Origin of the sequence: Subtercola vilae (assembly GCF_004923255.1) — a bacterium.
Lineage (GTDB): Bacteria > Actinomycetota > Actinomycetes > Actinomycetales > Microbacteriaceae > Subtercola > Subtercola vilae.
On sequence record NZ_QYRT01000001.1, the window covers coordinates 81,893 to 94,291 of the forward strand.

Annotated in this window: 7 protein-coding genes; 6 read left to right on the forward strand and 1 reads right to left on the reverse strand. The window is 68.7% G+C overall.

Annotated elements, in window-relative coordinates:
* Positions 1–103 precede the first annotated feature (103 nt).
* The 3 genes from D4765_RS00405 to D4765_RS00415 are packed head-to-tail and all read left to right on the forward strand — an operon-like array spanning position 104 to position 5,887.
* Complete coding sequence (locus D4765_RS00405) at positions 104–2,449, forward strand: glycoside hydrolase family 3 protein (protein ID WP_136640345.1); 2,346 nt, start codon at positions 104–106, stop codon at positions 2,447–2,449.
* Positions 2,446–4,053, forward strand: a complete 1,608-nt coding sequence (locus D4765_RS00410) for a glycoside hydrolase family 43 protein (protein WP_136640239.1) — start codon at positions 2,446–2,448, stop codon at positions 4,051–4,053. The genes D4765_RS00405 and D4765_RS00410 overlap by 4 nt, the downstream gene beginning before the upstream one ends.
* A 4-nt stretch (positions 4,054–4,057) precedes the next feature.
* A complete protein-coding gene (locus tag D4765_RS00415; RefSeq protein WP_201799187.1) occupies positions 4,058–5,887 on the forward strand; it encodes a DUF5605 domain-containing protein in 1,830 nt (609 codons plus the stop codon).
* On the opposite strand, the gene D4765_RS00420 is transcribed toward D4765_RS00415, so the two are convergent.
* Positions 5,817–8,984: an alpha-L-rhamnosidase gene (locus D4765_RS00420; protein WP_136640240.1), complete on the reverse strand. Its 3,168-nt coding sequence runs from the start codon at positions 8,982–8,984 to the stop codon at positions 5,817–5,819. The genes D4765_RS00415 and D4765_RS00420 overlap by 71 nt on opposite strands.
* A 167-nt stretch (positions 8,985–9,151) precedes the next feature.
* Here D4765_RS00420 and D4765_RS00425 point away from each other — a divergent pair, with 167 nt between their 5' ends.
* The 3 genes from D4765_RS00425 to D4765_RS00435 are packed head-to-tail and all read left to right on the forward strand — an operon-like array spanning position 9,152 to position 12,398.
* Entirely contained in the window at positions 9,152–10,258 is a 1,107-nt protein-coding gene (locus D4765_RS00425; protein ID WP_136640241.1) for a histidinol-phosphate transaminase, read from the forward strand.
* 14 nt (positions 10,259–10,272) lie between these two features.
* Positions 10,273–11,415 carry a thiamine pyrophosphate-dependent dehydrogenase E1 component subunit alpha gene (locus tag D4765_RS00430; RefSeq protein WP_136640242.1) on the forward strand — a complete coding sequence of 381 codons (1,143 nt, stop codon included), beginning with the start codon at positions 10,273–10,275 and terminating at the stop codon, positions 11,413–11,415.
* Positions 11,415–12,398, forward strand: coding sequence for an alpha-ketoacid dehydrogenase subunit beta (locus D4765_RS00435; RefSeq protein ID WP_136640243.1), 984 nt, complete (start codon positions 11,415–11,417; stop codon positions 12,396–12,398). The genes D4765_RS00430 and D4765_RS00435 overlap by 1 nt, the downstream gene beginning before the upstream one ends.
* Position 12,399: the final 1 nt, after the last annotated feature.

Genomic DNA, 12,399 nt, shown 5'->3' on the forward strand with positions numbered 1-12,399 from the left:
CGTCGCCGTACTCGACGACCGGCTCGACGCCCTTCTGGCCGAGCTGACCCTCGATGAGAAGATACTGCTGCTCACCGGGCGGGACTTCTGGACAACCTGGCCCATGGCCAAGATCGGCCTGCGCCGCATTCTCGTCAGCGACGGCCCCTCCGGCGTGCGCGGCGAGGTGTGGGACGAACGGAGCCCCTCGCTCAGCCTGCCGTCGGCGACGACACTGTCGTCAGCCTGGGACAACGAGATGGCCGGCCGCTACGGTGCCGCCGCCGCCGTCGAGGCCCGCCGCAAGGGTGTCGACGTGGTGCTCGGGCCGACCATCAACCTGCACCGTTCGCCCCTCGGTGGCCGGCACTTCGAGGCATTCAGCGAAGACCCTGTGCTGACAGCGGAGCTCGCCGCAGCCTATGTGACCGGCGTGCAGTCGAACGGTGTCGGCGCGACCCCCAAGCACTTCGTCGCGAACGACTCGGAGAACGACCGCTTCACGATCGACGTGGTCGTTGATGACCGCGCCCTTCGTGAGCTCTACCTGCTGGCCTTCGAGAAATCCATCGTCGACTCCCACGCGTGGCTGGTCATGAGTTCGTACAACTTCATCAACGGGGTCACCGCCAGCGAGAACGACCTGCTCGAGACCCCGCTGAACAGCGAATGGGGTTTCGACGGCGTCGTGATCAGCGACTGGACGGGTGTTCGCAGCATCGCCAGCGCCAACGCCTCGCAAGACCTCGCCATGCCCGGGCCGGTCGGTGCCTGGGGCGACGCCCTGGTGGCTGCCGTTCGCGCCGGCGAGGTCGACGAATCGTCGATCGACCGCAAAGTGCTGCGCCTGCTGCAGCTCGCCGCCCGGGTGGGCGCGCTCGAGGGCTTCGAGCCCGCGGTCGCCGCCCCCGTGCTGGTCGAAGACGGAATCGCGTTCGTTCGCGAGGCCGCTGCGGCCGGTACCGTGCTGCTCACGAACAACGGCGAACTGCCGTGGAACCCGAGCGAGATCGGCTCGGTGGCCGTCATCGGTCACAATGCGAAGTACGCCCGCAGCCAGGGCGGCGGCAGCGCCACGGTGATACCCGAACATGTGGTGTCACCGCTGGAGGGCATCCGGTCGGCCCTGCCCGGTGTGCCGGTCAGCTACTCGGTCGGTGCAGTGGTTCAGGAGGGCATCGCTGCCCTGCCGATTGAGACCCTCACGGTGACGGGTACCGCTGAACCGGGAGTTCTCACCCGCTTCCTTGCGGCCGACGGCACCGTACTGCTGAGCGAGGTGCGCCAGGCCACGTCGCTCATCTGGTTCGGTGGCACCGCTCCCATCGGTGAGTCGGCGCTGCTCGACATCACCACCACCTACACGCCGGCCGAGTCGGGCGTGATTCGCCTGGGCTTCTCGGCCGTGGGCACGGGCCGTGTGTGGGTCGACGGCACTCTGCTCGTCGAAGACACCGTCGAGGCTGAGGGAACCGATCTCGGCGCCGCCTTTCTCTCGCCGCCGTCGACCTCGGCCCCGGTTTCGGTTGAAGCGGGAAAGCCTGTTGACCTGCGCATCGAATACGAGATCGCCGGTGGCGACGGCGCCCTGTCGGGTGCCCTCGCCTTCACGTTCGGCGTAGAGCCCGACGATGCCGACCCGGCCGCGCTGATCGCCGAGGCTGTCGAAGCCGCCCGCAGCGCCGAGGTCGCCCTGGTGGTGGTGGGCACGAACTCCCGTGTCGAGTCTGAAGGCTACGACCGCGACTCGCTCGCTCTTCCAGGGCATCAGGATGCCCTGGTTCGGGCCGTCGCGGCCGTGAACCCCCGCACCGTGGTGGTCGTCAACGCGGGTGCGCCGGTGCTGCTGCCCTGGCAGGGCGACGTGGCCGCCCTGCTCGTGGGCTACTTCGGTGGCCAGGAGTTCGGCAACGCTGTCGCCGACGTGCTCACCGGGCTCGTCGAGCCGGGTGGGCGCCTGCCCACCACCTGGCCTGCCGCCACAGCCGACGTGCCCGTGCTCGACACCAACCAGGTCGACGGCAAGCTGGTCTACGCCGAAGGCATCCACATCGGGTACCGCGCCTGGCTGAAGGCCGGTGTCACGCCCGCATTCGAGTTCGGTCACGGCCTCGGCTACACGACGTTCAGCACGAGTGACGCGGCGGTGACGCCCACGGCGGTTCCCGGTGGCGACTTCGAGGCCTCGCTGACCGTCACCAACACGGGTGCGCGCGCCGGCAAACACGTTGTGCAGGTGTACGTCTCCCGACCCGGTTCTGCGGTCGACCGCCCGGTTCGCTGGCTGGTCGGTTTCGCGCCGGTCGAGCTCCCTGCAGGCGCCTCCGAGCGGGTCACGGTCACCGTGCCCGTGCGGCTTCTCGCGTACTGGAACGACGGCTGGCAGTATGAGGCCGGCACGTTCGCCGTGTCGATCGGCACCTCGGTCGGTACCCTCCCGCACACCGAAGAAGTGGAACTGCTGTCATGACGGAGTACCCGAACCCCCTGATCCCGGGTTTCAACCCAGACCCGAGCGTGGTGAAGGTCGGCGACGACTACTACATTGTCACCTCGACCTTCGAGTACCTGCCCGGCATCCCCGTCTACCACAGCACCGACTTCGTCACGTGGAGCCAGATCGGCAACGTCATCACGCGTATGGAGCAGGCCGAGCTCGAGAACGTGGTCACGGCCGGCGGAGTCTGGGCCCCGACCATCCGGTACCGCGATGGGCTCTTCTACGTGATCGTCACGATTGCCATGGGCCGCGGCTGCATGCTCTACACGGCCACCGACCCGGCGGGCCGCTGGAGCGACGGCATCGTTCTCGAGGGCATCGAAGGAATCGACCCCGACCTGAACTGGGATGACGAGGGTACGGCGTACGTCACCTTCTCCGGCCTCATCACGAAGGGCCCCGACCTCGGCAAGCACCTCGGCATTCAACAGGTGAAGGTCGACCTGGTCAAGGGCGTCGCGCTCGAAGAGCCGCGTTCGCTGTGGGCCGGCACGGGCCTGAAGTTTCCTGAGGCACCCCATCTCTACCGGCGAGGGGAGTTCTGGTACCTGATGATCGCCGAGGGCGGCACCGAGCGCGGCCACGGCGAGAGCATCGCGCGCGGCACGTCGCCAGAGGGCCCGTTCGAGGGTTTCGCGGGCAACCCCTTTCTGAGCGCGCGCAGCACCAACCGGCCCATTCAGAACACCGGCCACGGCGACCTCGTCGAGACACCCGACGGCCAGACCTCGATCGTGCTGCTCGGCATGCGGCCGCGCGGCGGCACTCAGGCGTTCTCGGCCCTCGGGCGCGAGACGTTCGTGTCGAGCATCGAGTGGGTCGACGGCTGGCCCGTCGCCCAGCCCGTGGTGCTGCGACCCCGGGCGGGCAGCACGTCGTACGCGCTGACGTTCGGCGGCGAGGGTGCTGGTGTCGGGTCGGTTTCTGCGGGCGCTGCCTCAGGTCTGACGCCGACGCCGACTCCGGCTCCGGATGCCGCACCCGTGCCCGTGCTCGACGACGGGTGGCTCGCCATTCGCCGCGAGACCACCTCGGTGGCCTCGCTCACCGCACGGCCCGGCTGGCTCGTCATCGACGCCGACGGATCGACCCTCGACGACCCGAGCCCCACCTTCGTGGGTCGTCGTCAGCTCAACCAGACCGCCGCCTTCACGACCGTGGTCGACGCCGCTGGCGGCACCGGCGGCCTCGCCGCCCGCTACGACGAAGACCACCACTACGAGATCGAGGTGACGGGCAGCGAGGCTGGCGGCGAGGCGGGCAACCGCATCGTGGCCCGCGCCCGGCTCTCGGGATTCGAGCAGACGTTCGAAGCCACGCTGCCGGCGGGGCCCGTCACGCTGCACCTCGACTCGGTCAACACCGGTGGAGGCTTCTCGCCCCGGGCGATGTCGAGCGACAGAGTGCTGCTCTGGGCATCCGTCGGCGACGCCGTGGTGCACCTCGCCGACCTCGACGGTCGCTACCTCACGGCAGAGACCGCGGCGTCGTTCACCGGGCGGGTGGTGGGGCTCTACGCCACCGCCGGCCGCGTGGCGTTCTCGTCGTTCGACTACGTGGGAAGCGAAGACTAGAACTGTGGGGTACACGGCCGAATCCACGCTGAGCGATGTGCTCGACAACGAGGAGGCCCGCGCCCTGCTGCAGGCCTACCTGCCCGGGGTGACGAACTCGCCGTTGCTGCTGCAGATGCGGGCGCTGTCGCTCGCGCAGGTGGCTGCGTTCGGCGGCGGCGCGCTCGACGAGGCACGGGCCGCTGAACTGTGGGCCGCGCTCGCCGCGGTGGAGTCGGCTGCGCCGCGGGTGCGGGTCGAGGCGCCCACCATCGTGCCGCAGGGCGACTACGAAGAGCTCGGGGTGCAGCGGGCCTCGGCCGTGTTCTCGTACGCCGGGGTCGGCAGCGTGTGGGCGCCGTTCGAGATCGTGTTCGAGGGGCCGTCGCACGGCAACCCGTTCGTCGATGTAGAGCTGACGGCCGTGTTCACGTGGGTGGGCGGCGGTGACGTGGCTGGCGGCGGTAGCGCGGCTGGCGCGGCTGGCGGTGCTGGCGGCGGTAGCGCGGTTGGCGGTGCTGGCGGCGTTCGGGTGGGCGGCTTCTACGACGGGGGCGGGCGGTACGGCATCCGGTTCATGCCAGAGGCCGAAGGCGAGTGGAGTTTCACCACCACGTCGAACGCCCGGTCGCTCGACGGCCTGGTGGGCGGTTTTGTTGCGGGGCCGGCCGAGCCGGGCATCCGGGGGCCCGTACGCGTGGCCGACACCTTTCACTTCGCGTACGCCGACGGCACGCGCTACCTGCCCATCGGCACCACGGCGTACGCGTGGACGAGCCAGACACCCGCCCTCGAAGAGCAGACCCTCGCCACCCTCGCCGAGACAGCGTTCACGAAGGTGCGAATGTGCGTGTTTCCGAAGTCATACCTCTTCAATGCGAACGAGCCCGAGCTCTACCCGTACGAAGGATCTGTTGCCGAGGGCTGGGACTACACCCGGTTCAACCCGGCGTACTTCGAGCACCTCGAGGGGCGCATCCTGCAGCTTCAGGCACTGGGCATCGAAACCGACCTCATTCTCTTTCACGCGTACGACCGCTGGGGGTTCTCCGACATGGGCCGCGCGGCCGACGATCGGTTCGTGTCGTACGTGGTCAGGCGGCTCGGCGCATACCGCGCGGTGTGGTGGTCACTCGCCAACGAATACGACCTGCTCTGGTCGAAGAAGGTCGACGACTGGGAGCGGATGGCCGGGGTCATCACCTCGAACGACCCCGCCGGGCACCTGCTGTCGATACACAATTGCTTCGGTTTCTACGACTACTCGAGGCCCTGGGTGACGCATTCGAGTATCCAGCGCATCGACGTGTACCGCACTTCAGAGAACACGGATGCCTGGCGCGAACAGTGGGGCAAGCCGGTGGTCATCGACGAGTGCGCCTACGAGGGCGACATCGACCAGGGCTGGGGCAACATCACCGGCGAGGAGATGGTGCGCCGGTTCTGGGAGGGCGCGGTGCGCGGCGGCTACGTGGGGCACGGCGAGACATATCTGAACGACCGCGACGAACTGTGGTGGTCGAAGGGCGGCGAGCTCGTGGGGTCGTCGCCCGAGCGCATCGCGTTTCTGGCGTCGGTCATCGCGTCGGCGCCGAACGGCGTGCTCGACCCGCTGCCGGGCGACTGGGATGTTCCGTGGGGTGGCGCCGGCGACGACTACCGAATCGCGTACTTCGGCTTCAATCGGCCGAGCTACCGCGACATCACGGCGCCCGCGGGTCGCCGGTACTCGGTCGATGTCATCGACACCTGGAACATGACCACCGAGCGCCTCACCGGCGCCTTCAGCGGCTCGTTTCGCGTGCCGCTGCCGCGCCGCCAGTACATCGCGGTGCGCCTGATCGCCCTTCCGTAGCAGCGGCCCAGCGGAGGGTGGCGAGGGCGTCGGCGAGCAGTTTCTTGTTGGCGTCGGAGAACATGACGAGCGACGAGCCCAGGCGGCTGTCGGTGAGCCAGCGGCCCGAGTCTGTCCAGCCGAGGCCGATGAAGTAGCCGGTCTCGGCGAAGACGCGCTTCACGACGGCGCTCGCGGCGGGCGACGAGACGATGTCGGCCAGCGATGAGTCGAGGTCGAACGTGCGCGGCGTCTCGGGTTGCGGCGCGAGGGCCGTGCTGAAGGTGTGCTCGCCGCTGCCAACTTCGACCGCAGTGGTGCTGCCGGGCATCCAGACCCGCGCCCTGCTGTTGGCCGGGATGCTCGCTGCCAGCGTGAAGGTGCTGCCTTCGATGCTCCACGAGACCGCGACCCGCCCGAACCCGGTCTCGAGGGTGGCGCCGGCCGAGCTGAGCCCGCCGCCCACGACCGGCCTGATGTCGATGGTCTCGTAGCCAGGGGTGCCGGGGGCGATGCCGGCGATCTGGCGCTGCATGAAGTCGGCCACGGCGCCGAGCGCGTAGTGGTTGAACGAGGTCATTTCGCCCGGGTTGATGGTGCCGTCGGGCAGCATGCTGTCCCAGCGCTCCCAGATGGTGGTCGCGCCCATCGAGAGGGGGTAGAGCCACGATGGGCAGTCGGTTTCGAGCAGCAGGCGGTAGGCCACGTCGCTCTGGCCGGCGGCCGCGAGGGCGTCGCAGATGAGCGGAGTGCCCACGAATCCGGTGCGGATGCGGTACCCGAACGCCCGCACCAGCTCGGCGAGGCGAGCCCCAACGCGCTTCACCTCGGCGGGGTCGGTGACCAGCCCGAACGCAATCGTGATGGCGTACGCGGTGTGGGCATCCGACATCAGACGGCCGCCCGCCGTGACGTATTCGCGAACGAAGGCGGCGCGGATGCCCTCAGCGAGCTCGGCGTACTGCCGGGCATCCTCGGCGAACCCCAGCACCCGGGCCGCCGCCGCGAGCTGCCGCGTCGACTTGAAGTAGTAGGCCGTGGCCACGATGTCGGGGTCGGTCTTGGCGGCCGACGGGTTCTCGGGCGGAGCCGACGGATCGAGCCAGTCGCCGAACTGAAAGCCGCCCGTCCAGAGGTTGTTCGCGCCGGCCAGCCCGCGCACGACCTCGACCCAGGCCCGCATGCCGGGGTACTGCGTGGCCAGAATGGCGCGGTCGCCGAACCGGGTGTAGAGGTCGTCGGCCACGAGGGTGGCCGAGTCGCCCCAGGCTGCCGTCGCGGGACCGCCCGCCGTGATGGGCGCCGGCACGACCATGGGAACGATGCCGCCGTTCGCCTCCTGCTCGAGCGCGAGGTCACGCAGCCACGACTGCAGAAAGCCTGACGAGTCGTACAGAAAGCTCGCGGTGGGCGTGAAGACCTGGATGTCGCCTGTCCAGCCCAGCCGCTCGTCGCGCTGCGGGCAGTCGGTGGGCAGGCTCAGAAAGTTGCCGCGCATGCCCCAGAGCACGTTCTCGTGCAGCTGGTTCAGCAGCGGGTTGCTGCTCTCGAAGTGGCCGGTGCGCAGCACGTCGCTGTGCACGACGACGGCCGTCACGGCATCGAGGTCGATGTGGGTGGTGGGGGTGGTGGTGCTGCCGGTGCCGGGGACTGTGACGGTGGTGGGGGTGTCGCTTCCGCTCGGCAGCACGGTGATCTCGGCGTAGCGAAAGCCGTGGAACGTGAACCGCGGGCTCCAGGTGACCGGCCCGTCGCCCCGCGCGGTGTAGTGGTCTGTCGCGCTCGCGAATCTGAGCGGCCGGATGCCCAGCTCACCGTTCTCGAGCACCTCGGCGTGACGCAGGGTGATGACCGTGCCCGCCGGGGCATCGATCGTCACCTCGAGCCAGCCCACGAGGTTCTGACCGAAGTCGATCACGGTGCCGCCAAAGGGTGTGGCGAACGACTCCACCGGGCGCACCCTCTCGATGCGACGAACCGGCGGTGCCGACGCCGGGGCCAGCAGGGCGCGGTCGACCCGGATGCCCGTGGCGGGCCGCGCGTCGGCGAACGGTGTTCCGGGCGAGGCCAGCGCGAGGTCCTCGCGGCGGGCGTCGTAGGTCTCGCCCTGGTAGATGCTGGCCGAGAGGGTGGGGCCGTCGAGGGTGGTGCTCCAGGAGGAGTCGGTGGTGAGGAGGTCGAAGGGCGTGCGGGTGGTGTTGGTGGTCGTGCTGCCGCTCACCGCATCGGCGTACTCGAGGCGCAGCTGCATGCTGAGCGCCACCGGACCGTCGTAGCCGACCGCGAAGCGCCCGTCGAAACCGTAGCGCTCGCGGTACCAGCCCTCGGCCACGGTCGCACCCAGAACGTTGGTGCCGGCCACGATCTGGTCGGTCACGTCGAAGGTCTGAAAGAGCAGCCGCTTGTCGTACGAGGTCCAGCCGGGGGCCAGCACCTCGTCGCCGACAAGCTGTCCGTTCACCACCGGTTCGTAGACGCCGCGCGCGGTGGCCGAGAGCAGGGCCCGGCGAATCGGGCGGTCGACGGTGAACTCCCGGCGAAAGCGCACGGTGGGGCGCGGGTCGTTCAAGGCCGGTTCGTGGCTGTCGCCGGGGGCGCCCGCGGCGGTTTCTGGCGCACTGCCGGGCTCGCCCTCGGCAGGTTTCGGGGCGTCGCCGAGCTCGCGCTCAGCGGGATCCGCAACGCTGCCCGGGGCGCCCTCTGCGGTGATGAACTCCGCCGCCCAGTCATCGCCAGACAACGGCCCGGTGAGCAGTTCGGTCCACGGGCTGAATTCCGAGCATCCGGCAGCCGCGCCCCGCACGCGAACACGTACGCGAGCGCTTGCGTATGCCGCCAGAGGCGCGAAAGGCCACGGGATGCTCTGCGAGACCGGCCCCGTGCCCTCGGCCGTGAGCGTGGCCCCGCCCTGCTCGAGTTCGAGCGTGTAGGCCCTCTGGCGCCAGTCGCTGCTCGCGCTGACGACCTGCCACGACAGGGCCGGAGCCCCGGTCGGCAGAAACGCGGGGCGCCCGCGGGTGCCGGCCCAGAGGGCGCTGACCGTGCATCCGGAGGCCTCGGGGGTGGCTTCGGAGGAGGCGGCGGTGGCTGCGCGGTCGGTGCGGGGGGTGAGTGTCATGCGTCTCTCCGTTGAGCGGGGGTCGGCGCGAGCGCGGGCCCAGTGTCTGCGGCGTTGTGAGGCGCCAATGAAAACCTTATAGACAGTCGGCTTTCGCTGCCAGTGCTCGCTCGCACTTTCGGGCGACCATTCGGCGTCGCAACAGGCCGCGCTTGTAAGATGCGAGCATGAGCGCACCTGCCACTCCCCCGGTAAAACTGCGCCCTGAAATCGTTGCGCTGCCCGCGTACCGACAGGGCAAGACGGTCGAGGGTGGGTTCAAACTCTCGTCGAACGAGAACCCGTTCGACCCGCTGCCGGGCGTGCTGAAGGCGGCCCAAGCCGCGAACGAAGTGCTGAACCGCTACCCCAACGGCTTCGCGCCCGAGCTCTCTGCCCGGCTTGCGAACCGCCACAACGTCGACCTGTCGCAGGTCATCATCGGTGCCGGGTCGGTGGCTCTTCTGGCGCAGTTCGTCATCGCGGCCGCCGGGGCGGGCGACGAGGTCATCTACTCGTGGCGCTCGTTCGAGGCGTACCCGCTGCTGCCCGTCATGAGCGGTGCCGTCAGTGTGCAGGTGCCCAACCGGCCAGACCACGGGCATGACCTGCCGGCAATGGCCGCCGCCATCACCGAGCGCACCCGTCTGGTCATCGTGTGCACCCCGAACAACCCCACCAGCACCATCGTGACGAAGACCGAGTTCGCCGAGTTCATGGCGCTCGTGCCGAGCGATCTGCTGGTCATCCTCGACGAGGCGTACGGCGAGTTCGTGACCGACCCCGACGCCGTCAGCGGGTTTCCCCTGCTCGCCAGCTACCCCAACCTCGTTGTGCTCCGCACGTTCTCGAAGGCCTACGGACTCGCGGGCCTCCGCATCGGCTACGGCCTCGGCCCGACAGCCGTCATCGACGCTGCACGCAGCGCCAGCATCCCGCTCTCGGTGACGCACCAGGCGCAGCAGGCCGCCCTCGCCTCCCTCGACCACGAGGGTGAGCTGCTCGAGCGGGTGGGGCACATCGCGGCACTTCGCACCACCATCTGGAAGGGCCTCACGGCCCAGGGCTGGTCGGTGCCAGAGCCCCAGGGCAACTTCGTGTGGCTCGCCACCGGCGACGACACGAACGAGGCAGTGGCTATTCTCACCCGCAACGGAATCATGGCGCGGCCGTTTCACCCCGAGGGCATCCGTATCTCCATCGGAGAATCGGAATCTGTGGAGAAACTCCTGCTTTCGACCGAAGAGATTGTTCAGAACCTCTCAAAGCGGCGTGCCGCCCAGCCAGTACGGTGAGAGCGGTCCCCAATATGAAATCAGAGGTAGCCGGCGTGGTCGAAGTTTCGCCAACGGTACGTTTTCTCTCGGTCGACGGTACATTCGCGCCGACCGAAGCGGCTGAGGAGTACCGTTCACAGCTCGACGGGCTGTCTCACGACGATTTTCTGCAGTTCTATCGCGACATGGCCATAACGCGCCGTTTCGACGAAGAATGCACCAACCTGCAGCGCCAGGGGCAGATGGGTCTGTGGCCGCCGAGCCACGGCCAAGAGGCCGCGCAAGTGGGTTCGGCCCGTGCTGCGCGCCCGCAAGACGTACTGTTCCCGAGCTACCGAGAGCACGCCGTGGCGCTGGTTCGCGGGGTCGACATCGTCGACATCGTGAAGGTGATGCGCGGCGTGAGCCTTGGCGGGTGGGATGCGACCGACCCGTCGAACGGCAACTTTCGCAACTACACCCTGGTCATCGGCTCGCAGACCCTGCACGCCACCGGGTACGCCATGGGCCTGGGGTTCGACGGTCTTGTCGGAACGGGTGACCCGACGGTCGACGCCGCCGTGATGACCTACTTCGGCGACGGCTCCACGAGCCAGGGCGACGTGAGCGAGGCGTTCGTCTTCGCGGCGAGCAACCAGACCTCGCAGGTGTTCTTCCTGCAGAACAACCAGTGGGCCATCTCGGTGCCGGTCGAAGTGCAGTCGCGTATTCCGCTCTATCTCCGCTCGCGCGGCTTCGGCGTGCCGAGCGTGCAGATCGACGGCAACGACGTGCTGGCAAGCTATGCGGCCACGCGCAAGCACCTCGATGAGGCGCGTGCGGGCCAGGGCCCCGCGCTCATCGAGGCGGTCACCTACCGCATCGGCGCGCACACCACCTCTGATGACCCCACGCGGTACCAGACCCCCGAGCAGCTGGCCTACTGGGTCGAGCGTGACCCGATCATCCGGTACGCCGCGTACCTGCGCAGTCTTGGGGCCGATGACGCTTTCTTCGCCGAGGTGACCGACGAGGCCGAGAGTTTCGCGGCCGACCTGCGTCATCGCACGCTCGAACTCGAAGCCCCGCCACTGGCCTCCATCTTCGACTCGGTGTACTCCGAGCCGCACCCGCTGGTCGCCGAGCAGAAGGCATGGCTCGAAGCGTACGAACTGTCGATGAAAGAGGCGATCTGATGGCTGAACCCCTCGAGATGCCCCTGGCCAAGGCCATCAATGCGGGCCTGCGTGCCGCGCTCGCCGCCGACGAGAAGGTTCTTCTCATGGGCGAAGACATCGGCAAGCTCGGCGGTGTCTTTCGGGTCACCGAGGGGCTTCAGGCCGAGTTCGGCACCAAGCGGGTCATCGACACCCCGCTGGCCGAGTCGGGCATCATCGGCACGGCCGTGGGGCTCGCCATGCGCGGCTACCGGCCGGTGTGCGAGATTCAGTTCGACGGCTTCATCTACCCGGGCTTCGACCAGATCACCAGCCAGCTGGCCAAGATCACCAACCGCACGTCGGGCGCGGTGCCGATGCCTGTGGTCATCCGCGTGCCCTACGGCGGCCACATCGGCGCGGTCGAGCACCACCAGGAGAGCCCTGAGGCGTACTTCGCGCACACCGCGGGCCTTCGCGTCGTCAGCCCGAGCACGCCCAATGACGGGTACTGGATGATCCAGGAGGCCATTGCCTCGAACGACCCCGTCATGTTCTTCGAACCCAAGAGCAGGTACTGGCCGAAGGGCCCGGTCGACTTCACGTCGTCTGCCGCCGGCCTCCATTCGAGCCGCCTTGTGCGCACCGGAACCGACGTCACCCTCGTCGGCCACGGCGCCATGGTGGCCACGCTACTGCAGGCCGCCCAGGTGGCGGCAGACGAAGGCGTCAGCGTTGAGGTCATCGACCTGCGCTCTCTCAGCCCGATCGACTACGCGCCCATTCTGGCGTCGGTCGAGAAGACCGGTCGACTGGTCGTCTGCCAGGAGGCACCCGGAGCCGTGAGTGTTGGCTCGGAGATCGCCGCCACGGTGGCGGAGCGCGCGTTCTACTCCCTGCAGGCCCCCGTGCTTCGGGTGTCGGGTTTCGATACCCCGTACCCGTCGTCGAAGGTCGAGGCGTATTATCTGCCCGACGCCGACCGCGTGCTCGAAGCGGTCGACCGGGCACTGGGCTACTGAC